The sequence below is a fragment of the Desulfocurvibacter africanus subsp. africanus DSM 2603 genome, assembly GCF_000422545.1.
In the GTDB taxonomy this organism is placed as follows: domain Bacteria; phylum Desulfobacterota; class Desulfovibrionia; order Desulfovibrionales; family Desulfovibrionaceae; genus Desulfocurvibacter; species Desulfocurvibacter africanus.
Map to the genome: position 1 here is coordinate 196149 of NZ_AULZ01000002.1, position 25673 is coordinate 221821.

Annotated in this window: 18 protein-coding genes; 6 read left to right on the top strand and 12 right to left on the bottom strand. The window is 62.5% G+C overall.

Annotated elements, in window-relative coordinates:
- Positions 1-98 precede the first annotated feature (98 nt).
- The 4 genes from H585_RS0103120 to H585_RS0103135 all read left to right on the top strand — a co-directional run bounded on the left by H585_RS0103120 (position 99) and on the right by H585_RS0103135 (position 3190).
- A complete protein-coding gene (locus tag H585_RS0103120) occupies positions 99-608 on the top strand; it encodes a hypothetical protein (protein WP_027366735.1) in 510 nt (169 codons plus the stop codon).
- A gap of 83 nt (positions 609-691) precedes the next feature.
- On the top strand, positions 692-1138 hold the full coding sequence (locus tag H585_RS0103125; RefSeq protein ID WP_027366736.1) for a hypothetical protein: 447 nt from the start codon (positions 692-694) through the stop codon (positions 1136-1138).
- Positions 1139-1214: 76 nt separating this feature from the next.
- A complete protein-coding gene (locus H585_RS0103130) occupies positions 1215-2291 on the top strand; it encodes a sulfite exporter TauE/SafE family protein (RefSeq protein WP_027366737.1) in 1077 nt (358 codons plus the stop codon).
- A gap of 50 nt (positions 2292-2341) precedes the next feature.
- The gene (locus tag H585_RS0103135; protein ID WP_027366738.1) at positions 2342-3190 is read left to right on the top strand and encodes a universal stress protein; all 849 of its coding nucleotides are present in this window, start codon (positions 2342-2344) and stop codon (positions 3188-3190) included.
- A gap of 94 nt (positions 3191-3284) precedes the next feature.
- Here the strand turns inward: H585_RS0103135 and H585_RS0103140 are convergent, their stop codons facing one another.
- Together H585_RS0103140 and H585_RS0103145 are read right to left on the bottom strand one after the other, a co-directional pair.
- Positions 3285-5417, bottom strand: coding sequence for a Tex family protein (locus H585_RS0103140; RefSeq protein WP_027366739.1), 2133 nt, complete (start codon positions 5415-5417; stop codon positions 3285-3287).
- Between the two features lie 162 nt (positions 5418-5579).
- A complete protein-coding gene (locus H585_RS0103145; RefSeq protein ID WP_027366740.1) occupies positions 5580-6080 on the bottom strand; it encodes a phosphate-starvation-inducible PsiE family protein in 501 nt (166 codons plus the stop codon).
- A gap of 143 nt (positions 6081-6223) precedes the next feature.
- On the opposite strand from H585_RS0103145, the gene H585_RS0103150 reads away from it, so the two are divergent.
- A complete protein-coding gene (locus tag H585_RS0103150) occupies positions 6224-7147 on the top strand; it encodes a DUF362 domain-containing protein (RefSeq protein ID WP_034627039.1) in 924 nt (307 codons plus the stop codon).
- A gap of 107 nt (positions 7148-7254) precedes the next feature.
- On the opposite strand, the gene ldhH is transcribed toward H585_RS0103150, so the two are convergent.
- From ldhH to nifJ, 9 genes are all read right to left on the bottom strand, one after another.
- Entirely contained in the window at positions 7255-9414 is a 2160-nt protein-coding gene (gene ldhH, locus H585_RS0103155) for an L-lactate dehydrogenase (quinone) large subunit LdhH (RefSeq protein WP_027366742.1), read from the bottom strand.
- Positions 9414-10055 carry a LutC/YkgG family protein gene (locus H585_RS0103160; RefSeq protein ID WP_027366743.1) on the bottom strand — a complete coding sequence of 214 codons (642 nt, stop codon included), beginning with the start codon at positions 10053-10055 and terminating at the stop codon, positions 9414-9416. The genes ldhH and H585_RS0103160 overlap by 1 nt, the downstream gene beginning before the upstream one ends.
- A gap of 66 nt (positions 10056-10121) precedes the next feature.
- The gene (locus tag H585_RS0103165) at positions 10122-11333 is read right to left on the bottom strand and encodes an acetate kinase (protein ID WP_027366744.1); all 1212 of its coding nucleotides are present in this window, start codon (positions 11331-11333) and stop codon (positions 10122-10124) included.
- Between the two features lie 9 nt (positions 11334-11342).
- Complete coding sequence (pta, locus tag H585_RS0103170; RefSeq protein ID WP_014260250.1) at positions 11343-13451, bottom strand: phosphate acetyltransferase; 2109 nt, start codon at positions 13449-13451, stop codon at positions 11343-11345.
- Positions 13452-13467: 16 nt separating this feature from the next.
- The gene (locus tag H585_RS0103175; protein ID WP_027366745.1) at positions 13468-14754 is read right to left on the bottom strand and encodes a (Fe-S)-binding protein; all 1287 of its coding nucleotides are present in this window, start codon (positions 14752-14754) and stop codon (positions 13468-13470) included.
- An 11-nt stretch (positions 14755-14765) separates the two neighbouring features.
- Positions 14766-16154, bottom strand: coding sequence for an FAD-binding oxidoreductase (locus tag H585_RS0103180; protein ID WP_014260252.1), 1389 nt, complete (start codon positions 16152-16154; stop codon positions 14766-14768).
- Between the two features lie 60 nt (positions 16155-16214).
- Positions 16215-17927: an L-lactate permease gene (locus H585_RS0103185; protein ID WP_027366746.1), complete on the bottom strand. Its 1713-nt coding sequence runs from the start codon at positions 17925-17927 to the stop codon at positions 16215-16217.
- A 294-nt stretch (positions 17928-18221) separates the two neighbouring features.
- A complete protein-coding gene (locus H585_RS0103190; RefSeq protein ID WP_027366747.1) occupies positions 18222-19856 on the bottom strand; it encodes an L-lactate permease in 1635 nt (544 codons plus the stop codon).
- A 165-nt stretch (positions 19857-20021) separates the two neighbouring features.
- Complete coding sequence (gene nifJ / locus H585_RS0103195; RefSeq protein WP_027366748.1) at positions 20022-23720, bottom strand: pyruvate:ferredoxin (flavodoxin) oxidoreductase; 3699 nt, start codon at positions 23718-23720, stop codon at positions 20022-20024.
- 120 nt (positions 23721-23840) lie between these two features.
- Between nifJ and H585_RS22985 the strand changes: the two genes are divergently transcribed.
- On the top strand, positions 23841-24167 hold the full coding sequence (locus H585_RS22985) for a hypothetical protein (RefSeq protein ID WP_138708159.1): 327 nt from the start codon (positions 23841-23843) through the stop codon (positions 24165-24167).
- Positions 24168-24210: 43 nt separating this feature from the next.
- On the opposite strand, the gene H585_RS0103200 is transcribed toward H585_RS22985, so the two are convergent.
- Positions 24211-25668: a sigma-54-dependent transcriptional regulator gene (locus H585_RS0103200; RefSeq protein WP_034627041.1), complete on the bottom strand. Its 1458-nt coding sequence runs from the start codon at positions 25666-25668 to the stop codon at positions 24211-24213.
- Positions 25669-25673: the final 5 nt, after the last annotated feature.

The following is a 25673-nucleotide window of genomic DNA, read 5'->3' on the forward strand; positions in this document are numbered from 1 at the left end:
CAGCCCGCCATCAATTAAAATTATCATGATATATATTAAGTAATTACATGTTTGGCGCGCTTCTTGGTTTTAGGCCAATCATGAAGAAGAGGGCGACCATGCAGAATGTGATGGAAGACTGGGCCGCAGCCGTAGCCTTCGCCGAGCAGGGGGACTTCACCTCGGCCCTGCTTTTGGCCGAGGGAGTTCAGGAACTTGCCGAGCGCGGTTCCAAGAAGTTCATCGTCATCTCGCCCAATCTCGTTCTTCCCGAAGGCGTCGCTCGCCATGTGATCGACCTCGCCGAGCGCCTGGGCAGGGATGTTTTCCTGGCCACCTGCTTGCGTGGGCTGAGCGGCTCGCAGGGCAGGGCTCCCAGCCGGGCGCGCCTGAAGCGGGAAATCGCTGATTCGGCCGCATTCTACAGTGGATTCAAGAGCGCATTGGCCGCCAAGCGGCTGCAGTGCGCCAGATTGGCCAGCCTGGAAGGCGCCAAGCACATCATGGACATGCTGTCCATGGGCATGCGCGGCATCGAGTTCGCCATCGTGCATGGCGACAAGAAGATTTTCCTCGGCCAACGGACCGCCTTGACGGTCTTCTGCATCGAAGACCCCAAGGCTGGCTGAGACATCGCAGCATCATGTTGCCCAACCTCGCGCTTCGGGGATGGGAACAGGACGATACCAACACGAAACTGAAGGAGAGGACCATGAGTTCCGATTCGAACAAACTTGAAACTATCCCGGCCGCCGTGGCCTTCGCCGAGCGCGGCGACAGCAAGACCGCTATGGAGCTGATGGCCGGCGCCGCCGACCAGGGAACCCGTCCACCGACGCAGCAGCGCAAGGGCAACTCGCAACGCAGAGCCGCTGCCAAGCGCGCGACCCTCTTCGGCGCCATGAGCCTCGGCTTGTATGGTGTGCTCTTCGCCTACTCCGACACGATCATGCACTACTTCACCATGGGCGGCGTCCATGCGGTCCTGCCCATCGCCACGGTTTTTCTCTTCTCCTACGTGCACGGCACCTTCGCCGGCGAATTGTGGACATCCTTGGGCATCACGGCTTCCAAGAAGATCGGCAAGCCCGCGGCCAAGCAGGACGAAGTGCGCAAGCCGGCCCGCGACACGCGCCCGCGTGCGACCTTGAACGCCTAATGGAATCATCGTCCCGGCACGGGGCGTGCGTAGTCAGCTAGTATAAAGAGAATACTAAGAGCAGGAGACAATACCAATGCATGGCGCAGTACCCGGTGAGGTCGTTCAGTTCATCGATCTCAACCTCTTGACCTTCACCTTCCTTTTCTTCGTCGGCCTGGTCGGCGGCTTGGTCAGCGGCTTTATCGGTTCGGGCGGAGCCTTCGTGCTCACCCCCGGCATGATGAGCCTCGGCGTGCCCGGCACCGTGGCCGTGGCCAGCAACATGTGTCACAAGTTCCCCAAGGCTCTGGTGGGCGCCATTAAGCGCTTCCGCTACAACCAGGTGGACGTGAAGCTCGGCGTTATCCTCGGCGCTTCGGCCGAAGTCGGCGTGCAGATCGGCATCGGCTTCCAGAAATACATCCTGGACACCTTTGGCCCGGCCGGCTCCGACTTGTATGTGAGCCTGATGTTCGTGGCCGTGCTCGTCATCGTCGGCGGCATCGTCTTCCGCGACGCCATGAACATCAGGCGCTCTGGCGGCGAGGAGAAGGCCACCAGCCTGTCCAAGAAGATCCAGAGCATCGAGCTGTGGCCCATGATCACCTTCAAGCGCTCGGGCATCCGCGTATCCCTGTGGTTCACCGTGCCGCTGGGCTTGGCAACCGGCCTGCTCGCCGCGACCATCGCCGTGGGCGGCTTCGTCGGAGTGCCCGGCATGATCTACCTCCTGGGCGTGGCCAGCATCATGGCCTCCGGCACCGAACTGGTCATCGCCTTCGTCATGGGTCTGGGCGGCAGCGCCATCTGGGCCTACTACGGTCTGGTGGACATCCGCCTCACGCTCATCATCCTGTCCGGTTCGCTGCTCGGCGTGCAGCTCGGCGCTATCGGCACGACCTACGTCAAGGAGTACATGATCAAGGTGGTCATGGCCACGATCATGCTCATCGTGGCCGTAAGCCGCGGCCTGGCCATTCCCAAGTACCTGACCAAGCTCGGCGTGATGTCCCTGGGCGACACCACCGTGAGCATCCTCACCACCATAAGCTTCGGCATCATGCTCCTGGCCCTCGTCATCGGCGCGGGGATAATTCTCAAGTCCATCTTCACGGGTTTGCGCCAGGAACGCGCCCAGGCGGACGCGGCTGCAACCGGACAGGAAGCCTGATCGGCCACCAGCATTAGAGCAGGGATCAAGGCAAGGAGTAGGGCAAACCCATGATCAAGCGCATCCTTATTGCCGTCGACGGCTCCGAGACCGCCTACCACGCACTGGAGCAGGCCTTGGCTCTGGCCAAGGCCGAGCAGGCCGAAGTGCTCGTCGTCTCAGTGGTCCCGGCCTATCAGGGCGACCTGCGCCTCATGGGCAGCACAGAGGCCCTGAAGGGCATGCGCGAGCCGTTTGCCAAGGCGTTCGACAAAGCCATGCGGGCGGCCAAAGCCGCTGGAGTGCCATGCACCGGCAAGCTGCTGGAGGGTGAGCCTTACGAGGCCATTCTATCCCTTGCCGAGGCCGAGCAGGTCGATCTCGTGGCCATCGGCAAATGCGGGACCGGCTTCCACCATCTCCTGCCCATGGGCACGGTGGCCTCCAGGATTATCGGCTTGTCGACCTGCGACGTGCTCATTGTCCCGGATAGCGTGCAGCTCGACACAAAGCGCATTCTCCTTCCCTTCGACGGCTCGGCGCATGCGCGCAAAGCCTCGGACAAGGCCATGGAGATCGCGGCGCGCTATGGCTCGGAACTGGCCGTCCTCACGGCCGTCGATCTCCCCCTGGAGGGTTTCGCTCTGGATTCGAGCCTCATGGAGCGTTTCACGGCGGAGTCTCGCGGCCTGCAGGCGGAAGTGCTCCGCATGGCCGGTGGGCGCGGCGTGCGCCAGACCCGCGCACTCGTACGCGAAGGTCATCCACGAGCCGAGATCGTCGCGGCAGTCCGTGAGGAGCAGCCTGGTCTGATCATCATGGGCTCGCATGGTCGAAGCGGCCTCAAGGCCCTGCTCCTGGGCAGCGTGGCCCAGGCGGTCATCGCCTCGGGAGTCAGCCCGGTGTTGATAGCCAAGTAGCTTACAGGTTCGCAACGCAAAGGCCCACTCTGGTTTTTCCGGGGTGGGCCTTTGTATTTGAATGCTTGATGACCAAGCTAGTCTTGGATTTTTCCTATGCTTTCTTCAGCGACAGAGAAATGCGTTTGCGCTCCTTGTCCACTTCCAGGACCCTGGCCGTGACCTTCTGTCCCACACGCACGACTTCGGCCGGGTCCTTCACGTAGCGGTCGGCGATCTGGCTCACGTGGGCCAAGCCGTCCTGGTGCACGCCCACGTCGATGAACGCGCCGAAGCGGGTCACGTTGGTCACCACGCCCGGCAGGACCATGCCCGGCTCCAGGTCGCCTATGGCGTTCACGCCCTCGGCAAAGGTGAAGGCCTCGAATGTCGGCCGTGGATCGCGCCCAGGCCGGGCCAGTTCGGCCATGATGTCCGTCAGGGTGGGCAGGCCCACGTCGGCCGAGACATACTTTTTCAGATCGACACGCTCGCGAAGGCCGGCGTCGCGCATGAGATCGGCAACGCTCGCGCCCAGGTCCTTGGCCATGCGCTCCACCAGGGCGTAGCGTTCGGGATGCACGGCGCTTGCGTCCAGCGGGTTCCTGGCTTCGCGGATGCGCAGGAATCCGGCAGCCTGTTCGAAGGCCTTGGGACCCAGGCGCTTGACCTTGAGCAGGTCGCGGCGCGCGCCGAACGGGCCGTTCTCGTCGCGCCAGGCCGCTATGTTCTTGGCCAGGGTCGGTCCCAGGCCCGAGACGTGGGACAGCAGCGCCGGGCTGGCCGTGTTCAACTCCACGCCCACGGCGTTGACGCAACTCACCACGGTGTCGTCCAGGGCGCGCTTGAGGTCGGCCTGATCCACATCGTGCTGGTACTGGCCCACGCCGATGGCCTTGGGCTCGATTTTGACCAGTTCGGCCAGCGGGTCCATTAGCCGGCGACCGATGGACGCCGCGCCGCGCACGGTCAGGTCCAGGTCCGGGAACTCCTCGCGCGCGATCTCGGAGGCCGAGTAGACCGAGGCCCCGGACTCGTTGACCATGACCACGGCCACGCCGGGGAGCGCTAGTCCGCGCACGAAGGCCTCTGTTTCGCGGCCGGCCGTGCCGTTGCCCACGGCCACGGCCTCTATGGCGAAGCGCGCGGCCAGTTCGCGCACGCGCGTCCCAGCCTCGCGACTTTGCTTTTCCGAGCCCGTGGGAAAAATGGTCTCGTGGTGCAGCAGCCGGCCTTGTGCGTCGAGGCAGGCGAGCTTGGCTCCGGTGCGAAAGCCCGGGTCCAGAGCCATGATGCGCTTCTGCCCAAGCGGTGAAGCCAGCAGCAGCTCGCGCAGATTGGCGGCGAACACGGCGATGGCCTCGGCGTCGGCGCGTTTCTTGAGTTCAGCGCGCATCTCGTTTTCCATGGACGGCGCCAGCAGGCGCTTGTAGCCGTCCTCAATGGCCTGCAATACCTGCTCCTGGCACTGGCCGCGGCCCTTTACGAAACGCTTGTTCAGGAACCACAGGGCCATGTCCTCGGGCGGCCGGATGGACACGGACAGGAAGCCCTCGCGCTCGCCGCGCAGCATGGCCAGGATGCGATGGCCCGCCGCAGGGGCGGCCTTTTCCTCCCAGTCGAAATAGTCCCGGAATTTGGCCGCCTCGGTTTCATCCTTGCCCCTGGCAAGCCGGGAGTGGATCAAGCCGCGCTCGGCAAACAGCCTGCGCATGTCCGCACGGGCCACGGCATGCTCGCTCACGCGCTCGGCGATGATGTCCCGCGCGCCTGCCAGGGCCTCGTCCACGCTGCCGACGCCCTTGTCCGCGTTTACGTAGGCCTCGGCTGCCCTGGTCGGGACGATGTCGCCCTGCTCCATGATGGCCAGGGCCAGCGGCTCCAGCCCCTTTTCCATGGCGATCATGGCCCGCGTGCGCCGTTTGGGCCTGTAGGGCAGATAGATGTCCTCCAGTTCGGCCAGGCTGGGCGCGGCGTCGATGGCGGATTTCAGCTCGTCCGTCAGCAGCCCGCGTTCTTCCAGCGAGGACAGGATGGCCTCGCGGCGCTTGTCGAGTTCGGCCAGGACCTCCAGACGGTCGCGAATGGCCGTGACCGCCACCTCGTCCAGGGAACCAGTGGCCTCCTTGCGGTAACGGGCGATGAAGGGCACCGTGGCCCCGCCGTCAACGAGTTCGGCCACGGCCTGTATTTGCGACGGCTTGAGGCCGAATTCGGCCGCAACGCGTTCGATATGCTTCTGGCTCATGATCCCCCCGTGCCGTTGATCCGTGCTCTGGAGCAGCCGATCGGCTGCCCGCGCCGAGGACGCAGCCGCCCGTCCACCGGAACGGCAGGCGGCACAGTAGGGTCCTTGGCCCTGAAGCGCAAGTGCTTGCGATACGAGAAGGGATTCAGGATTCCGTGCGGATTAGCCCTGGCCGTTGGCCCGCCCACCAGCGCCGTTTTCATGGCTGTTCACCGCGCCGCCTCGATGGGCCAGCAGCCAGTAGCTTATCCCCAGGCTGATGATGATTCCCCCCAAGGCGGCCACGTGCTGCCACTCGGTCTCTTTGAAGTCGAGCACGATGACCTTGCGCGCGGCGGCCATGAGCGCCGTGGCCAGCACCAGCCGGATGTGTATGACATCCTGCTGCAGATACATGACAATGTTGGCGAAGATCTCGATGGCGATGAGCACGGCCATGAACGCACCGAAGGTAGCTAGGATGTCGTTGATCTGCAGGAGCATGAAGGGCGGCTCCAGCAGACGCTGATAGAGTACCCAGATCACGTCGAGAATGCCCCAGAGGATGACCAGGGTCATGAGCACGGCGAGCATGCGCACCGATAAGCGCAGGATGCGCTGAAGAAAGCAGATGAAGGGATCGTTTGAGCCCTGGATGTGGCACTCGTCGAAGTTATGGTCCATGGCCTGCCTCGTGAAGTGCGGGTGGGAGGCGGCGTGTAGCGGCCGCGCTGTCCAACCTAACACAAACCTGCTGCCAGGCAACGTACAAACGGCACGTCCACGAGGTCTTTGACTGGCTTTGGAGCGGCATGTATGCAGGCGCGATGCAATCGACCGTGGCCATGGCCCGCCTGGGGGCCTACGAAGAATCGGCGCTCCTGCGCGAGGCCGGCCTGCTCCTGGAGGCCATTGGCTTTCGGCCTGCTCCCGGCAGTTTAGTGCTGCTCAAACCCAATCTCGTTTCCGGAACCAATGCGGGTCTAAGCACGACGCATCCGCTGGTGGTGCGAGTCGCTTGTCGTTTGGTCTTGGATTATGGCGCTCGCGTGGTGGTGGCTGATTCGCCGGCCTTCGGATCGGCCGAGAGCGTGGCGGGTCAGAGTGGGCTTGTCGAGGCCCTGCGCGGTTTGCCCGTTAAGCTGACCACCTTGTGCAACCCGCGCAGGCTGCCCTTGCGCTTGGGCGGCAGTCTGGGACTGGCGTCTCTGGCTCTGGAGGCGGACGCCATCCTCAACCTGCCCAAGTTCAAGGCCCACAACCAGATGCGCGTCTCGGCGGCGGTAAAGAATCTCTTCGGTTGTGTGGTAGGCTGCCGCAAGGCCATTGCCCACGCCCGCTGGGGCGATCACGGCAACCGTTTCGAGAGCGCGCTCATGGACGTGGCGCAGGCCCTGCTGCCCAAGACCGTGCATCTGCTGGACGGTATCACGGCCATGCACGTGCGCGGCCCCATGAAGGGCGATCCGTATCCGCTGGGCATGCTTGCTGCCTCAGTTGACGGCGTGGCCCTGGACACAGCCATGTACGGGCTGCTGGGCCTGCGGCCAGAAGACGTGCCCTTATGGGCCGAGGCCCTGCGGCGCGGCGCGCCGGGCGCGGAGCTCTCCAGCTTGGCTTATTCCCTGGCGCAGCCTGCGGACTTTGACTTCTCGGGCTTCGTCATCCCCGAGGTCCTCGACGTGCAGACCTTCCACCCGTACCGGCTTATTCGCGGCAGGCTCAGGAGTTTGTGCGCGCGGTTCCTCTGATCAATATGCCGACCATAATCTGAACAATAGGTCTCGACAAAACGCAAAAGCCCCGGCCTTGCGGCCGGGGCTCGGGTGTGAGTGCCTCCGTTAGGAGGCTGGGGGCGCTATTTCTTCTTGCGGGCCTTGGCCAGCAGTTCCGAGGTGTGCATGACCTGGACCTTGCTGCCCTTGTTATGCAGGCCGCCGCGGATCTGCATGGTGCAGCCGGGGCATTCCGTCACGATGACCTCGGCGCCGGTGGCCTCGATGTTTGCGATCTTCTTGTCCAGCAGTTCCTTGGAGACCTGCGGGAACTTCATGGAGTAGGTGCCGCCGAAGCCGCAGCACACGTGCTCCTCTTCCATGGGCACGAACTCGTGGCCCGAGGCCCTGATGGCCTCGTGCGGCTCTTCCTTCACGTTCATGCCGCGCGCCAAGTGGCACGGGCTGTGGAAGGTGACCTTGCCCTGGCCCTGGTATTCGGCCGGGTCGAGTTTAAGCACCTTGGCCATGAACTCGCTCAGGCTGATGACCTTGTCCGCGAACTGCTGGGCCTTGACCGGGATCTTGCCGCCCTCGGTGAGTACGCGCGGGTACATCTCCTTGAGGTAGCCGCCACACGAGGCGCACAAGGTCAGCACGTAATCATACTTGGACTGGTCGAAGGCATTCACGTTCAGCTCGGCCACGTCCTTGGCTGCGTTGAACTCGCCCATCATGCGCACGGGCAGGCCGCAGCAGGTCTGGGCCATGGGGAAGTCGAGCTGCACTCCCTTGCCTTCCAGAATATCCACGACCGCTTCCAACTGCTCGGGATACACGAAGTCCTGCACGCAGCCGGAGAAGAGGGCTACCTTGTAGCGCGGGTTCGCGGGCGAGACCCTGTGCTTGATCTCGTTCCAGCGATCGCGGAAGGGCTTGTCGGCGATGGCCGGCAGGGCCCGGAAGTTGTGCTCCTTGGAGAAGATGAGCGGCAGATGGCGCAGGTAGCCCTGCTCGGCCTTGAGCGGCTTCTGAGCCAATTTGGCCGTGCGCAGCAGGCCGTGGAACAGGGCTCGGTTCTTGAGCACCAGGCCCAGAACCTTGGACTCCGCGGGATGGCCTTCCTCGTTCAGGATGTCGTTGTAGACTTCCTTGATGATGCGCGGCAGGTCGATGCCCGAAGCGCAGATTTCCTTACAGGCCTGGCAGTTCACGCAGTTCTGCACGAGCGCCTTGGCTTTTTCCTTGCTGTGGAAGAAGTAGGTCAGGATGAGGCCGATGGCCCCGATGTACACGTCGCCGTACTCGTGACCGCCCACCAGACGGTACACGGGACAGACGTTGGCGCAGGCTCCGCAGCGCACGCAGCGCAGGACTTCCTTGTAGCTCTCGTGCTTGGCCATGCTGCTGCGGCCGTTGTCCAGAAAGACAACGTGCATGACTTTCTTCTGGTCGGGGCACGTGGCGCACTCGTTGGCGCCGGTGATCCAGGTCACGTAGGACGTGATGTTCTGGCCGGTGGCGTTCTTGGGCAGCACGCGGATGATCTTGAGCGCGTCGTCCAGCGTGGTCGTGAGCTTCTCCAGGCCGACCAGGGCCACGTGCACGCGGGGCAGGGTGGTCACCAGCCGGGCGTTGCCTTCGTTTGTGATGATGCCGATGGAGCCGGTCTCGGCCACGGCGAAATTGGCGCCCGAGATGCCCATGTCGGCTTCCACGTACTTGGCGCGCAATTCGCGGCGGGCCACCTTGACCAGCTTGTCGATGTCGACTTCCTGGGCAGCGCCGGTCACGGCCGAGAAGAGGTCGGCTACCTGATGGCGCGAGAGGTGGATGGCCGGCATGACCATGTGCGTCGGGCCTTCCTTGCGCAGCTGGATGATCCATTCACCCAAATCGGTCTCGGTGACTTCCAGGCCGTACTTTTCCAAGTGGTCGTTGAGATGGGTCTCCTCGGCCGTCATGGACTTGGACTTGAGGACTTTTTTGACTCCGTTCTCCTGGGCTATGCGCGCGATGATCTCGTTGGCCTCGTGGGCTGTCTTGGCCAGATGGACCTTGACGCCCAAGGCTTCGGCCTTGCGCTTGAACTCGTCGTACAACTCGTCCAGGCGGGCGATGCCGGCGTCCTTGACGCGCGCGACCTCGTTGATCAGGGCCTTGACGTCATGGCCCTTGAAGGCGTTGGCCCGGCCTACGGGATAAGCCTTAGCGAACTTGTCCAGGGCCTGGCGTTGGAAGTCGTTGGACAGCGCGGACTTGATATGCTCGCGGTATTCCTTCAGGTCTTTTGCGTCCTGCATTACTTCTTATCCTCCCAAAGCAGCACGTGCAGCTCAAGCGGGCCATGGACGCCCAGGGCCAGCACGCGCTCGATATCGGCCGTGCGGCTTGCTCCGGTAACGAAGGCCAGATAGCTGGGGGCCTTGCCGTCCTTGACCATGAGGGCCTTGAGTTCGGCCTCCAGGGCGTTGGTTGTGGCCCGCAGAGTGGATTTGCGCACGACGGCCACGTGAATTTCGCTGACCATCGTAGCTAATCTAAGATCCTCGCTGGAAGAGTCCAGGACCACGGAGCCGGTTTCGGCGACGGCGTAGTCGGCGATGGTGAAGCCGATGTCGATGCCCCCAAGGTGCTTGCGCAAACCTGATTCAATCAGCATGATTCCGCGCTCGTCGGCCAGCTTCTTGAACTCGGAGAAGTTGTTCTTGCGCATGCCGGGCGCGGCGATGATGCGCGCCGTGGGCTTGGTTTCGCACAGGGCTTCGGCCTTGGGCGAAAGGTTCTCCTCGCAGCCGGAGACGAGCAGCTGACAGGCTTCTTTCTTCTCGCAAAGGTCCACGGTGTACTCGTAGGCCTCCTTGAGCGAGGCGACCTCCGAGACCTTGGCGGAGACCAGTTCCGCCTTCTGCCGGAAAAGGTCCGTCATCTCATTCAATTGCATATGTTCCTCCCCAGGGTAAGCGGCGCCGGGCAGGCGGTGCCCGCCCGGCAGCCAGACAGCGGGTTACTAGCCCGCCTTGATGACATCCATGACTTGCGTGGCGATCTCAAGCTCTTCGTTGGTGGGCACAACGAACACCTTGACCCGGCCGCCAGATTTGGTCAGGTCGCGGGCGCCCTTGGCGCGCTTGAGATTTACCGCCGAGTCGATGGCAATGCCCAGGGGCTCCAGCCCCTCGCAGCATTTTGCCCGCACGTGCTCGTCGTTTTCCCCGATGCCGGCGGTGAAGGCCAGGGCATCCACTCTGCCGAGCACGGCATAATAGGCGCCTATATAATGCTTGATGCGGTAGCAGAACATGTCGAAGGCAAGCTGGGCCCGCGCGTCGCCCTTTTCGCGCATGGCATGCACGTCGCGCATGTCGTTGGAACCGCACACGCCCTTGAGTCCGCTCTGCTTGTTCATGACCTGGTCCAAATCCATAACGGACAGGCCCTTCTGGCTGGCCAGATACGCCAGGATGGCCGGGTCGATGTCGCCGCAGCGCGTGCCCATCATGAGTCCTGCCAGCGGAGTCAGGCCCATGGATGTATCGACGCACTTGCCTCCGCGCACGGCGGCCATGGAGCAGCCGTTGCCCAGGTGCAAGGTGATGATATTACATTCCGAGAGGGGCTTGCCAAGCAACTTGGCGGTTTCCTTGGCCACGAAGCGGTGCGATGTGCCATGGAAGCCGTAGCGCCTGACCTTGAGCTCGGAGTAGTATTCGTAGGGCAGGGCGTAGATGTAAGCTTCGGACGGCATGGTCTGGTGAAAGGCCGTGTCGAAAACCACCACCTGCGGAATGCCCGGAAAGAGCTTGCGGGATTCCTCGATGCCTACGATATGTCCGGGGTTGTGCAGCGGAGCCAAGGGCGACACTTCCCGGATCTTCTCCACCACCGAGTCGTCCACCAGGGCCGGCTCGCTGAAGTACTCGCCGCCATGCACGATGCGGTGGCCTACGGCGTCGATGTCCGAGGTGTCCTTGACCACGCCCTTGCCGGGCTCCGTGAGCAGCTCCGCGGCCAGTTGCATGCCGGTCTTGTGGTCCGGGATGGGCAACTCGCGGACCGATTCGGTCTCATGCGCGCTGTCCGGGGCGTTCTTGTGCTTGATCCTGCCCGTGCCCTCGCCGATGCGTTCCACCAGACCCGTGGCCAGGACAGAGCCGTTGGCCATGTCCAGAAGCTGGTACTTGATGGAGGAACTCCCCGAGTTGATGACCAGTACGTTCATTGCTCTCCCTTAACACACTTTGGATTTGGACGGCTTGGACTGGGCCTGGATGGCCGTGATGGCCACGGTATTGACGATGTCCGGAACGGTGCAGCCGCGCGAGAGGTCGTTGACCGGCTTGTTCAAGCCCTGCAGTACGGGACCGATGGCCACGGCTCCGGCTGCGCGCTGCACGGCCTTGTAGGTGTTGTTGCCCGTATTCAGATCCGGGAAGATGAATACGGTGGCCTGTCCGGCGACCACGCTGCCCGGCAGTTTGGTCTGGGCCACCTCGGGGTCGATAGCCGCGTCGTACTGCAAGGGACCCTCGATGAGCAGTTCCGGGGCCCTTTCCTTGGCGATGCGTGTCGCCTCCATGACCTTCTCGACTTCCTCGCCCTTGCCCGAGGAGCCGGTGGAGTAGGACAGCATGGCCACGCGCGGAAAGACGCCGAAAATCTCGGCCGTGCGCGCGGACTGGATGGCGATTTCAGCGAGCTGCGAGGCAGTTGGATTGGGCACTACAGCGCAGTCGCCGAACACGAGCACGCGGTCCTTGAGGCACATGAGGAATACGCTGGAGACAGTGGAAACGCCCGGCTTGGTCTTGATGAACTCGAAGGCCGGCCGGATGGTTTGCTGCGTGGTGGTGATGGAGCCCGAGACCATGCCGTCGGCGTGATCCTTGTGGACCATCATGGTTCCGAAATAGGTCGGGTCGGCCATCAGATCGCGCGCGATCTCCAGGCTGATGCCCTTGTGCTTGCGCAGCTCGTAGTACGTGTTCACGTAATCATCGAAGGACGGCGATCTGATGGGGTCGACGAGGTTGGCTCCGCTCAGGTTGAGGTCGAGCTGCGAGATCTTGGTGCGCACCTTGGCCTCGTCTCCGAGCAGGGTAAGCTCGGCCACGCCGCGGCGCAGCAGGATGTCCGCCGCCTGCAGAACGCGATCCGAAACGCCTTCGGGCAGCACTATGTGCTGCTTGGCGCTCTTGGCCATCTGGATGAGGCTGTACTCGAACATCTTGGGCGTGATCTTTGTGGGGCAGGCGGCGATGAGGCGGCCGCGCAGCTCCTCGGTGTCCACGCACTCCTCGAAGGTGCCCAGGGCCGTCTGGATCTTCTTCTGATCCTCGGGCTCGATCTTGCCATACAGTTCCGTGAGCACCTGAGCTGTCTTGTAAGTATGGTCCTTGACCAGCAGCACCGGCAGGGGCACGCCTGTCCAACCCTCGATTAGCTTGGCCACGTTCTTGGACGGGCGAAGGCCACCGGTGAGCACCATGCCGGCCACATCCGGGAAAGAGGCTGACGAGCGCGAGGCGAAGGTGGACAGAATGATGTCCGAACGATCGCCCGGAGTGATGACCAGACTGCTCTTTCCGACGTAATCAAGAAAGTTGCCTACCTGCATGGCCGCGATGACGTAATCGTCCACCAGGGTTTCCAGGCGATCCTGGCCGTAGAGCACTTCCGCGCCAAGCCACTTTTGAACTTCCGCCACGCTAGGCTTGCCCAGGGAGGCCATCTCGGGGATGACATAGAAGAGCATGCCCTTGGCCGTCTTGCGCAGTTCGGCCAGCAGATGCCGGGTGTTTTTGGTGTCGGCGCGGTTGACTACCACGGCCAGGATCTCCGTGCCTTTCTGCAGGTAGGTATCCATGGCCAGATGCGTGGAGCTGATGATCTCTTCCTCGCTCTTGTGTTGAGCGTTGGCGACCAGCAGCACCGGGCAGCCAAGGTTGGAGGCTATCTCGGCGTTGATGTCGAACTCGAAGGCAGGGTCACCGCCCAGGAAGTCGGTGCCCTCCAGCAGCACGAAGTCGAAGCGAGATTCCAAGTCCTTGTACTTGTTCAATATGGTTTCAAGCATGGCCGTATGCTGGCCCTTGTTCACCAGATCGCGCGCCTCTTGGATCGTATAGGCGTAGGCATCCTCGTAACGCATGCCCAGGTAGAACTGGGAGAGGATGAGATTGATGTCGTGATCCTTTTTGGTCTTGGACGGCGTGCTGATAATGGGCCTGAAGAAGGCCACGCGCTGCACATCGCGCAGCACGAGCTGCATGATGCCGAGCACTATGGCCGACTTGCCTGTACGGCTTTCGGTACCGGTAATGTACAAGTTCTTGGACATGCTGCCTCCGAGCTGGTTAGCCTAGCGATTCCGCGTAGAGTTCCATTACATGGCGCACACGGCAACGGGCGCCCTTCTGGGAGAGCATGTCCGTGATCTGGAGCATGCAGGCCGGGCAACCGGTAGCCACGGTTTCCGCGCCGCTGGCTATAATGTTGTCGGCTTTGTTGCCGCCGATGCGTGCCGATACGTCATAGTGCTGCAAGTTGAAGCTGCCGCCGCAGCCGCAGCACGTGCCCGCGTCTGTCATCTCCTTGAAGGCGTAGCCGGGCAGCCCGGTCAGAATGGCACGGGGCTGGGAGGTGATGCCGAAGGAGTTCTTGAGGTGACACGGGTCGTGGTAGGTGACGACCTTGCCGCCGCCGGTCTGCTTTTCGGGTTTGATGCCGAGGACATCCACCAGGAACTGGTTCACGTCCATGGTCTTGTCAGATATCTCGCGCAACTGGCCGCGGGAGTTGAAACGGTCGGCCATGCGCGGCCAGAGCTTGCGAATCGTCGCGGTGCACGTGGCGCAGGCCGTGACGAAGTAGTCGAAGTCGCCCTTGCTGAAGACATCCAGGTTGAGCGCCACGAGCTTCTGGAAGGTGTCCGTGTCGCCACTGGACAGGGCCGGAATTCCGCAACAGGCTTGGTTGGGGGGCATGTACACACCAACGCCGTGGTGTTCCATGACCTTGAGCACCGACTGAGCCACGTTGGGGAAGATCTTGTCCATCACGCAGCCGGGGAAGAAGGCCACGCGCAGGCCGCTCTTGCCGGCCGGGGTATCCAGGCTGGGCACGAGCTTGTGGAACGGCTTTTCGGCCAAGCCCTTGAAGTGCCGGTCGCCTACGATGGGCGCTTGGAAGCGCGCGCAGGACGAGCCCAGCAGGTCGTTAACTTCCTTGGTGAACAGCTTCTGGAATTTGGCTCCAAAAGAGAGCAGCTGGTTGAAGAGCCTTGGGTTAGCCAGCAGGCCGCGGAAGATGGCCTTCTTGGCCGGCGACAATCCCAGGTAGCCCGTGAGAATGGCCCTGGCCTTGAAGAAGATGTCCAGGACCTTGACTCCGCTCGGGCAGTTGGCCTCGCAGGTGCCGCACAGCAGGCAGCGATCCAGGCGTTCCTTGACCCCAACGGGATTCCTGATGAGTTCGTTGGCCAGGCCGTCCAACAGGGATATCTTGCCGCGGGCTACGTCGGCCTCGCGCCCGGTTTGGGCGAAGAGGGGACATACGGCCTGGCACATGCCGCAGCGCATGCAGCCCACGAGCTGGTCGTCCAGCTCCTTGAGCAGGCCTGCTAATTCATGAATATCAGCCACGTTGTGCCCTCCTAGAAGCCGATGATCTTGCCGGGATTGAGAATGCCCTTGGGGTCGAGCACGGACTTCATGCGCCGCGAGTAGTCCAGGGCGCCCAGGCCGCATTCAAGCTTCATGTACTTGGACTTGGCCAGGCCGATGCCGTGCTCTCCGGAGAGCGTGCCGCCCAGGGCCAAGGCGCGGTCGAAGATGGCGTCAATGGCCTTCTCCACGCGGTGCCACTCTTCATGGTTGCGCTTGTCCGTGAGAATGGTCGGGTGCAGGTTGCCGTCTCCGGCGTGGCCGAAGGTGCCGATCTGCAGCTTGTACTCCTTGGCGATCTCGTTCAGGGCCTGCATCATGGCCGGGATCTTGGAGCGGGGCACGGTGGCGTCTTCCAGCACGGTGGTGGGGCTTACGCGGGCCAGGGCGGGCAGCGCGTCGCGCCGGGCTTGCCAGACATTGGCGCGCTCGGCGGCGTCCTTGGCGACCTTGACGGAGGTGGCTCCCTGCTCCTTGCAGATCTTCTCGACCTTCTGGGCATCCTCTTCGACCATGGCCGGGTGGCCGTCGACTTCGATGAGCAGCAGGGCCTGTGCGTCCACGGGCAGTCCGGCCTTGCGGAAGTTCTCGACCGTGCGGATGGTGAAGTTGTCCATGATCTCAAGGGTCGCGGGCACGATCTTGTTGGCGATGATGGCGGCAACGGCGCGCGAGGCGGCGATCATGTCGTCGAAGACGGCCATCATGGCCTTGGCGGCCTGGGGCGGCGGAACGAGCTTGAGGATGATCTTTTCGAATACGCCCAGGGTGCCTTCGGAGGCGACCATGAGCCCGGCCAGGTTATAGCCCGTGACGCACTTCACGGTCTTGGAGCCGGTCTTGATGAGCTCGCCATTCACGTCGAAAAAGTCCACGCCCATGACATAGTCTTTGGTCACGCCGTACTTGAGGCCACGCAGGCCGCCGGCGTTCTCGGCTACGTTGCCGCCGAGGGTCGAAACGGTCTGGCTGCCCGGATCAGGCGGATAGAACAGCCCCTTGGCCGCGACCTCGGCCGCGAATTTGGCGGTGACAACGCCAGGCTGTACCACGGCGTACATGTCTTCCGCGTTGATTTCCAAAATTTTGTTCAGCGCGCCGGTCACCACGACGACACCGCCCTTCTCAGGGATGGTGCCGCCAGAGAGATTGCTGCCTGCGCCGCGCACGGTGAGCGGCATGCCGTTATCGTTGCAGAATTTGACCACCTTGCCCATGGCTTCGCTGGTCTCGGGGCGAACGGCCACGGCGGGGGCCTGGCTGGGCAGCACGGCTGCGTCGTAGGAGTAGCTGTGAAGGTCGGCCTCGGCGGTCATCACGTTATCCTTGCCGACGATGGCCTCAAATTCCTTCTTCAAGGAATCGGGGCTCTTATTCATATGATCACCCTCCGGTGCTTTTTGAGTGGGGGCGGACCGAGATCCGCCCCCACATTTAGTTTAGAACAAATTGGGGAAGAAGACGAAGCTCATCAGCGTGGCGATGATGCCCACCACGATGCCGTAGAGCATGAAGGGCCAGAAGGTCTTGCGCAGGATCGCGCCTTCCATGCCGGACAGGCCCACCACGGCGCAAACGGCCACGATGTTGTGGATGCAGATCATGTTGCCCATGGCGCCGCCGGCGACCTGCGCGGCCACGATGATCTGGTGCGGCAGGTTCAGCTGCGAAGCCATGCCCCACTGGAATTCGGCGAACAGCAGGTCGGAGACCGTGTTCGATCCGGTGATGAACGCACCCAGGCCGCCAATGAAGGAGGCGAACATGGGCCAAGCCTGACCGACGACGCCTGCCATGGACTGTGCCAGGGCCAGGGGCATGGAGGGGTAGGCATTGGGGTTCAGCAACTGATCGGCAACGCCCGAACCGCGGAAGATCGACACCAGCGCCACGGAGAAGAACAACGCGATGGTCGGGTTCTTCATGCGTACGATGGAGTCTCTCCAGGCGGCCTTGACCTTCTCACCACGCATGCCGTGGAGGAAGATGGTCAGGATGGCCACCAGCACGAAGGGAATCGTGCCAGGCAGGTACAGGTACTGGATCGAGGCGCTCACGGAGGAGTAGCCCAGGATGTTCTTGAAACTGATGGCCTGAGCGGCGAGAATGCCCTTAAGGCCGATTTCAGGGATACGGGTCAGGACCAGGATGATGCCGATGAGGACGTAGGGCAACCAAGCGCGGAACTGGCTCATGCGCGCCTGGAACTTGCAACCCTCGGAAGCCTTGACGGAGCCGGTCCACTCGGGTTCCCACTTGGCCTGGGAGCCGAAGGTGAACGTGCCGTCCTTGGGCAGGGCGATGCCCTTCTTGGCGCCCCAGACCACCACGCCCAGGCCGACAAGGCCGCCGATGAGCGCGGGGAACTCGGGACCAACGAGCCAGGCGAAGACCAGGTAAGGAACGGAGAAGGCAACGGCCGCGAAGACGCAGAATTTCCAGGCCCGGAAGCCATCGGACCAGGAACGGTTGGGGCCGAAGAAGCGGGTGATGAAGCCCAGCATGAAGATGGGCAGAATGAAAGCCATGGGCACGTGCAGAAGCGTGACCCACTGGCCGATCAGCATGTTGAAGGATTCCATGTTGCTGAAATTCAAGGGCACGCCGCTGGCGACAGCCTTGGCTACCAGGTCCTTCAGGAAGCTCAGGCCCAGGATGATGGGCGTGCCCACGGCGCCGAAGCTGACCGGGAACGAGTTGAAGACCAGGCAGATGACCGCCGCGGCCAAGGGCGGGAAGCCCAGGGCGAGCAGCAGCGGGGCGGCCAGGGCGGCCGGGGTGCCGAAGCCTGCCGCGCCTTCGATGAAGGCGGCGAAGAGATAGCCGATGATGATGGCCTGCACGCGCATGTCAGGCGAGATGTTCTGCATCCCGCACTGAATGGTTTCCATGCCGCCGCTGTCACGCAGCGTGTACAGGATCAAGATCGCGCCGAAGACGATGATCAGGATGCCGATGGCGGTGATGAAGCCCTGAAGGGTCAACGCAGCCACATAGCCGACCGGCAGGTTCCAGACGGCAATGGCGCCCGCGGCGGCGGCGAGCCAGGCTACGGGCATGGCGCGAGTAGCCGGCCAGCGCATGCCCACCATCAGTACCAGCGCCAAAGCGATGGGTACGACAGCGACCAAGGCAAGGAGTCCAATCGACATTGCAAAACCTCCCCAGATAAGACGTTAAAGGATCAACACGAAAGTGAACACAACGCATGGTGAGGGTGTTGTGTCGCGTGCGCCGCGAGCATCCTCCGGGGCCAGACCGGTGGTCGCGCATGCCGCGCCGCGACAGGGCAAAGTGGAGCTGCACAGGTTCGACAGGCCAGCCTTCGCGAACTCGTTTCCGAGGAGGGACTTGGTCGTCATGGGTGCTTAACGTGCTCCTAACGCGTGTTTACTTCAGTATAAATATATTCAGCCAAGGGCTGTAGGCCCTGGCGTCGGTTTCAGCTAGGGCAATGTCCAGCGCAACGTGTAAGCCTGCATGAGCGTGAGAACGCTCATGACCAGGACCATGGCGATGGAGTGAAAAAGGGTGAAGCGAAAAAGGTCGCCCTCATGGCCCACAAGCCGGGTGGCGGCGGTGGCCACGGAGATGGATTGGGGCGATATCATCTTGCCGGCGACGCCGCCGGATGCGTTGGCCGCCACGCACAGCTCGGGAGATACGCCGATTTGTTGCGCGGTGGTTTTCTGCAGTGCGCCGAACAGAGCATTGGATGATGTGTCCGAGCCGGTCAGGAAGACGCCCAGCCAGCCCAGGATGGGCGAGAAGAACGGGAACATGGGACCCGTAAGCGTAAAAGCCAGCCCCATGGTCGAACTCATGCCCGAGTAGTTCATGATATAGGCCAAGCCCAGGATCATGGCGATTGTCATGATGGGGTAGCGCAGCTGGAACGCTGTGCGGCCGAAACAGGCCGTGGCCTTACCCAAACCATACCTGGGCAGGATGAAAACCGCGATAAGGCCGGCGAAGAGGATGGCCGTGCCCGCGGCAGACAGGAGATTGAAGGCGTAGGTAGCCGGGTAGGACGTGTCGGTCGCCGCGATGGGCGAGTCCTTGAGCACGGCGTCATGCAGACCGGGCCACTCGAATGACAGAGCGAAAATGGAATTCAGGAAATTTTTGATATCTTCCAGGCCCCACAGGAAGACCATCAAGGCAAGCACCAGCCAGGGCAGCCAGGCGCGGATGACCTCGGTCCGGGAGTACGCGCAGGTGGCGCGCGCCTGTGTGGCTGCCGGTTCGTCGGCGAAGCGCCAGATGGACTTTGGCTGCCAGACTTTGAGAAAGGCGCCCAGTCCCGCGATAGTCACGATGGCCGAAATGATGTCGGGCAAATACGGGCCCATGTAATTGGAGACCAGGAACTGTGAGCCCGCGAAGCACGCTCCGGCCACAAGGATGGCCGGCAGAACTTCCAGGGAGCGCCTGAAGCCGCACATGGTTACCGATAGCCACAGGGGCACGATGAGAGACAGAAGCGGCAGCTGTCGGCCGACGGTCCTGCTGATGGTCATCAGGTCCAGGTCAGTGACCTTGGCCGCGACCACGATGGGAATGCCGATGGCTCCGAAGGCCACTGGGGCGGTGTTGGCGATGAGGCAAATGCCGGCGGCATATAGAGGGTTGAAGCCCAGGCCCACGAGCATCGCCGCGGTGATGGCCACGGGCGTGCCGAATCCGGCCGTGCCCTCGATGAAGGAGCCGAAGGCGAAGGCAATGAAGATGGCTTGCAGCCGGCGGTCTTCCGTGATGCAGGCCAGCGAGTTCTTGATGATCTCGAATTCGCCGGACTCAACGGTCATGTTGTAGACCCAGATGGCCGTGACGACGATCCAGACGATGGGGAAAACGCCGAAAGCCGCACCATACGCCGTGGCGTCGAGCGCCAGCTCGGCGGGCATGCCCCAGAAAACCATTGCGAGCAGGATGGCGGCGCCGGTCGCGGCAAGGGCTGCAAGGTGCCCTTTGGACCGCCGCACCGCGAGCATATAGAAGAGAATACAGAGCGGAATGGCCGCCACGAAGGCGGACAGGAGGATATTCCCCAAGGGATTATATTCCTGAACCCATTGCATCCTGCGAATCTCTCCGTCGGGCTGTTCAAAAGCGCGTAATTAAAAGGCGGGCGCTCCGGGCTGCATGGCTCCCTAACGGAGCGCCCGCCTTTACTATCGAGGCAGCGGTCCTGACATATCAGGACCAGGTATCATGAGTCGCAACGGTCATTTTCGGCCGACGCTCTACTTCTTCGTCCGCTTGCTGAGGTCTCCCTGCTGTTCGCTCGTGCCAGCGCGGTTCTGGTCGCAGGCCTCACCGGAATCAGGTCGGGCCATCATGGGCGTATCGTCGCGCGTGCAGAACTCCGCACCTTCGCCGAAATCCACCGAACCATCGGCCTTGCCGCCCGCTGGCGCGAAGGACTCGAAGATGTTCGTGGCGGCCATGCGCTCCAACTCCTTGAAACGCACGTCCAATTCGTGAGCGACCTGGGCGCGCAGTCTCTTGGCGTCCTCGGGGAAGGACCGATCGAGGACGGCGAAGCGGTTCTGGGCCATCAGGAACTCCTCGACGGAACCGTCAGGAGCCTTGGAGTCGAGCTGGAAGGGGTTCTTGCCCTGGGCGGCCAAGCGCGGATCGTAGCGGAACAGCGGCCAGTAACCGGACTTGACCGCGGTGTTCATGACGTCCTGGCTCTTGCCCATGCCCTTGCGCAGACCCTGGTTGATGCAGGTAGCATAGGCGATGACCAGCGAGGGGCCGGGGAAGCTTTCGGCTTCCTTGAGCACCTTGAGGAACTGCTGCTTGCTGTAACCCATGGAGACCGTAGCCACGTAGACGTAGCCGTAGGTCATGACCATGCGCGCCAGGTCCTTCTTGCCGGTACGCTTGCCGGCCGCCGCGAACTTGGCCACGGCGCCCGTGGGCGTTGCCTTGGAGGACTGGCCGCCGGTGTTGGAGTAGACCTCGGTATCCATGACGAAGACGTTCACGTCCTCGCCCGAGGCGAGCACATGGTCCAGGCCGCCGTAACCGATGTCGTAGGCCCAGCCGTCGCCACCGAAGATCCACACGCTCTTCTTGGTGTACAGGTCGGACATGGCGGCGATCTGTCCGAGCAGACCATCCTTCTGACCAGCCAGCAGCTTCTTGAGCTTGTCGCCGTATTCCTTGGACTTGATGGGATCGTTCTTGCCGGCAAGCCAGCCCTGCAGGGCTTCCTTGACATCGCCGGAGGCATCGCTCTCCAGGGCCTTGGCGGCAAGATCGGCCAAATGCGTGCGGCGGGCGAACATGGACATGTTCATGCCGAAGCCGTATTCGGCCGCGTCTTCGAACAGGGAGTTACCCCAGGCCGGGCCTTGTCCGAGGCGGTTGGTCTTGTAAGGCATGGAAGGAGCCGACGCGCCCCAGATGGACGAGCAACCCGTGGCGTTGGCAATGAACATGCGCTCGCCGAAGAGCTGGGTGATGACGCGCACGTAGGGCGTCTCGCCGCAGCCCGAGCAGGCGCCCGAGAATTCCATGAGAGGCTCCTGGAACTGGCTGCCCTTGAGCGAGTCGCGCGGCAGCACCTCGGATTTGACCGGGATGCGCGCTGCGTACTCCAGGTTGGGCACCTGCGCGTCGCGCTGGGTATCCAGGGGCTGCATGACCAGAGCCTTTTCCTTGGGCGGACAGATGTCGGCGCAGTTGCCGCAGCCCATGCAGTCCAGGGTGTTGATCTGGATGCGGAACTTGTAGCCCTTGAGCTCCTTGCCCTTGGCTTCCAGGGCCGTGAAGTTCGCCGGCGCGCCGACCAACTCCTCTTCCTTGGCCAGCACGGGCAGGATGGCGCTGTGCGGACAGACGAAGGCGCACTGGTTGCACTGGATGCAGTTCTCGGGGACCCACTGCGGCACGTTGATGGCCACGCCGCGCTTCTCGAACTGGCTGGTGCCGAGGGGGAAACGGCCGTCGGCCTCGAAGGCGCTCACCGGCAGCTTGTCGCCCTGCTGGGTCAGGATGGGCTTGACGACGTTCTTGAAGAACTCGTTCGTCATGGGCTCGGCCTTGGTCTCAGCGGGAGCGTCCTTCCAGGAATCCGGATACTTGAATTCCTGCAGGGAGGTGACGGCCTGGTCCACGGCGTCGGTGTTCATCTTGACGATCTTCTCGCCCTTTTTGCCGTAGGCCTTGTGGATGGACTTCTTGAGCAGATCCACGGCCTTTTCGAAGGGCAGCACTCCGGCCAGCTTGAAGAAGGCCGTCTGCATGATCATGTTGATGCGGCCGCCCAGTCCCACATCGGTGGCGATTTTCACCGCGTCGATGTTGTAGAACTTGAGCTTCTTGTTCGCGATGGTGCGCTTGATGCCGGAGGGCAGGTGCTTGTCCATGTCCTCGAGGCTGCTCCAAGGCGAGTTGAGCACGAAGGTTCCGCCATCCTTGATGCCTTCGAGGATGTCGTAGATGCCCACATAGGCCGGGTTGTGACAGGCGACATAGTCGGCCCTGTTGACCAGGTAGGTGGACTGGATGGGCTTCTCGCCGAAGCGCAGGTGCGAGATGGTGATGCCGCCCGATTTCTTGGAGTCGTAGGAGAAGTAACCCTGGGCAAACAGGTCCGTGTTGTCGCCGATGATCTTGATGGCCTGCTTGTTGGCGCCCACAGTGCCGTCGGCGCCGAGGCCCCAGAACTGGCACTGGATGGTGCCCTTGGGCGTGGTGTCGGCGAAGGCGTTGTCCACCGGCAGCGAAGTGCCGGTCACGTCGTCTTCGATGCCCACGGTGAAGTGGTTCTTCTTAGCGCCGGACATGTTGTCGTACACGGACTTGACCATGGCCGGGCTGAATTCCTTGGAACCCAGGCCGTAGCGGCCGGCCAGGATCTTGGGCATGGCTTCGCCGCGCTCCACGAAGGCCGAGCACACGTCGAGGTAGAGCGGATCGCCGGGCGCGCCGGGTTCCTTGGTGCGGTCGAGGACCGTGATGACCTTGGCCGAAGCGGGCAGAGCAGCGAAGAAGGCCTCGCTTACGAAGGGCCTGTACAGGCGGACCTTGATCAGGCCGATCTTTTCGCCCTTGGCCGCGAGGTGGTTGATGACCTCCTCGATGGTCTCGCACGAGGAGCCCATGGACACGATGACGCGCTCGGCGTCGGGAGCACCCACGTAGTCAAAGAGCTTGTAGCTGCGGCCCGTGAGGGAGGCGACCTTCTGCATGTACTCGGCAACGATGCCGGGCACCTTGAGGTAGTAGGGGTTGGCTGCCTCGCGACCCTGGAAGTAGATGTCGGGGTTCTGGGCCGTGCCGCGCACGTGGGGGTGCTCGGGGTTCATGGACTTGGCGCGGAATTCCGCCAGGGCCTTCTGGTTCACCAGCGAGGCCATGTCCGCGTAGTCCAGGACCTCGATCTTCTGGATTTCGTGCGAGGTGCGGAATCCGTCGAAGAAGTGCATGAACGGCACGTTGGACTCGATGGCCGCCAAGTGGGCCACCAGGGCCATGTCGTGGGCCTCCTGCACCGAGCTGGAGGCGAGCATGGCGAAGCCTGTCTGGCGCGCGGCGTAGATATCCTGGTGGTCACCGAAGATGGACAGGGCGTGCGCGGCGATGGCGCGGGCGGTGACGTGGAACACGCCGGGCAGAAGTTCGCCGGAGATCTTGTACATGTTGGGGATCATCAGCAGCAGACCCTGCGACGCCGTGAAGGTCGTGGTCAGGGCGCCGGCCGCCAGGGCCCCGTGCACCGCGCCGGCGGCGCCGGCCTCGGACTGCATTTCGCGTATGGTCAGGGTCTGGCCAAAGATGTTCTTGCGTCCTTGCGCCGCCCAGTCGTCAGCCTCCTCGCCCATGGTCGAGGAAGGGGTGATGGGGTAGATGGCGGCGACTTCGCTCATGGCATACGCCACGTGCGCTGTCGCTGTATTGCCATCAGTCGTCATCATTTTCTTTCCCATATGGTGCTCCTTCGCGCTGAAAAGATGGATGTGGTCACTGGTCCCGCTAGCCGGAATACAGATCAGGTCGCCAGGGTCCTTCACCTATTAGCAAAGCAGGGGAAAAAGGAAAGCTGGATAATGTCCGAGCAGTCCCATCCCTCGGCGCGCGGCGGACCCTTCCGGCACGCCGATCCGGCCTTTGGCTTGGGATCAGCATCCAGACGCCTAACAACAAGAAACGTGCCATCTGGCACTATGTTTAAAAAATGCTTAAAGGTCAATATGTTGGAAATTTTTCACAAGCTGCATGCCATGAGTTTCGCCCTGACTCCTAAAAAGAAGAAAGGACTTCTCCCTGCTCGAGCAGGCCTGCCAACGGAGGTTAAATGCGGCCAAATGGGGGATGAAGGGCAGAGAAGCGAGGAACTGCCGTATACTCCAGCCAAGTCCGGATTATCGGAATAGTTGAGGTGCGGTCCGAAAAAAAAGAAAGCCGAATGCGACGCTGCTACTCGGCTTTCAAAGCGATGGAGTGTTTCTTGAGCAGTGAGTAGAGGTGCGACTTGGATAGGCCGGAGGCGGACAACATAGCCTCCACGTCGTTGCCGCACGTGGCCGACAGCTTTTCCAGGTAGTCTTTCTCCATGGACGTCTTGTATTCGCGGAGCGTCATGCTGCCTGATTCGACCGTAGGTGGGGTAAGGGTGGCAGCCGGAGCCTTTTGAGCGAGGTCGTCCTGAGACATGCGGGTGCCTTTGTGCAGACTGGCCCTTGTCACGGCGATGCGTACCTCATTGGGCAGGTGCATGGCATAGAGCACTTTGCTTTCGCCCGACGAGACGAAGGCCATCTCCAGCACATTGAACAGTTCACGCACGTTGCCAGGCCAGGAGTAGGCCCGCAGGTAATCGAACAGTTCCGGGTCAAAGCCCTTGTTGGGCACGCCGTAACGATCACAAAGGCGATTGACGTGATACATGGCCAGGGGCTTGATATCCTCGGACCGCTCCCGCAGCGGAGGGACGGTAATGTAGATGGTCTTGAGCCGGAAGAGCAGATCCGAGCGGAAGGAGCCTTGCTCGACCATTGCCGCGAGATTGCGGTTGGTAGCGGCAAGGAGCCGGAAGTCGCTGGTCGTCTCATGCACATCGCCCAATGGGCGGAAGCGCTTCTCTTGCAGGACGCGCAGGAATGCCTTCTGGATGGTCAAGGGCAGCTCGCCTACTTCATCCAGAAACAGTGTGCCGCCGTCGGCCGTGCGGATAAGGCCGATGCTGTCGCGGTCCGCGCCCGTGAAGGCGCCTTTCTTGTGACCGAACAGGGCGCTCTCGACCAAGTTCTCGGTGAGCGAGGCGCAGTCCACCACCACGAAGGCGCGATTCGCGCGGGCGCTGTTGGCGTGGATGGTGCGGGCCAGCAGCTCCTTGCCCGTGCCCGTCTCGCCGGTGATGAGCGCGCCAGCGTCCGAGCGGGCGGCCTGGGCCACCAAGTCGAAACACGCGCGCATGCCCGACCCGGAACCGACGACTCCGTTCAGATTCAGGGCCACGGGAGCAGGCCTGCAGCTCTTCTTTTGTTGATGGTATTTCAGGGCCCGCTCCAAACTGAGCATGGTGTCCTTGATGGAGGTGGGCTTGACCAGATAATCCCAAACACCGCCTTCGATGGCCAGTTCCGCGCCGTCGGGATCTCCCTGGCCCGTGAGGATGATGACCTCGGGCGAGGAGGGCGAGCCGATGATTGCGGGCAGGGCGTCCAGGCCGTTGCCGTCGGGCAGGCGCACATCCAGGAATACCACCTCCACATCTCGCTCGCTCAACAGCTTTCGGCCCTCGGCAAGCGAGGACGCGCGCAGGCTCGCCAGACCCATGCGCGCCACAATGCGCTGCAAGGTCTGACTTACCTGGGGATCATCGTCGATGACCAGCACCGTGGGCGTGGCCGTGCTCATTGCCTTGTCGACCATCCTTG

Excerpts from the sequence above, each read along its gene's own strand:
- H585_RS0103120 (WP_027366735.1), top strand. The coding sequence starts at position 99 with ATGCAGAATGTGATGGAAGACTGGGCCGCAGCCGTAGCCTTCGCCGAG.
- pta (WP_014260250.1), bottom strand. The coding sequence starts at position 13,451 with ATGTCCAAGAACTTGTACATTACCGGTACCGAAAGCCGTACAGGCAAG.
- nifJ (WP_027366748.1), bottom strand. The coding sequence starts at position 23,720 with ATGGGAAAGAAAATGATGACGACTGATGGCAATACAGCGACAGCGCAC.
- H585_RS0103180 (WP_014260252.1), bottom strand. The coding sequence starts at position 16,154 with ATGAATAAGAGCCCCGATTCCTTGAAGAAGGAATTTGAGGCCATCGTC.
- H585_RS0103185 (WP_027366746.1), bottom strand. The coding sequence starts at position 17,927 with ATGTCGATTGGACTCCTTGCCTTGGTCGCTGTCGTACCCATCGCTTTG.
- H585_RS0103130 (WP_027366737.1), top strand. The coding sequence starts at position 1,215 with ATGCATGGCGCAGTACCCGGTGAGGTCGTTCAGTTCATCGATCTCAAC.
- H585_RS0103160 (WP_027366743.1), bottom strand. The coding sequence starts at position 10,055 with ATGCAATTGAATGAGATGACGGACCTTTTCCGGCAGAAGGCGGAACTG.
- H585_RS0103200 (WP_034627041.1), bottom strand. The coding sequence starts at position 25,668 with ATGGTCGACAAGGCAATGAGCACGGCCACGCCCACGGTGCTGGTCATC.
- H585_RS0103150 (WP_034627039.1), top strand. The coding sequence starts at position 6,224 with ATGCAATCGACCGTGGCCATGGCCCGCCTGGGGGCCTACGAAGAATCG.
- H585_RS22985 (WP_138708159.1), top strand. The coding sequence starts at position 23,841 with ATGTCCGAGCAGTCCCATCCCTCGGCGCGCGGCGGACCCTTCCGGCAC.
- H585_RS0103125 (WP_027366736.1), top strand. The coding sequence starts at position 692 with ATGAGTTCCGATTCGAACAAACTTGAAACTATCCCGGCCGCCGTGGCC.
- H585_RS0103165 (WP_027366744.1), bottom strand. The coding sequence starts at position 11,333 with ATGAACGTACTGGTCATCAACTCGGGGAGTTCCTCCATCAAGTACCAG.
- ldhH (WP_027366742.1), bottom strand. The coding sequence starts at position 9,414 with ATGCAGGACGCAAAAGACCTGAAGGAATACCGCGAGCATATCAAGTCC.
- H585_RS0103190 (WP_027366747.1), bottom strand. The coding sequence starts at position 19,856 with ATGCAATGGGTTCAGGAATATAATCCCTTGGGGAATATCCTCCTGTCC.
- H585_RS0103145 (WP_027366740.1), bottom strand. The coding sequence starts at position 6,080 with ATGGACCATAACTTCGACGAGTGCCACATCCAGGGCTCAAACGATCCC.
- H585_RS0103135 (WP_027366738.1), top strand. The coding sequence starts at position 2,342 with ATGATCAAGCGCATCCTTATTGCCGTCGACGGCTCCGAGACCGCCTAC.
- H585_RS0103140 (WP_027366739.1), bottom strand. The coding sequence starts at position 5,417 with ATGAGCCAGAAGCATATCGAACGCGTTGCGGCCGAATTCGGCCTCAAG.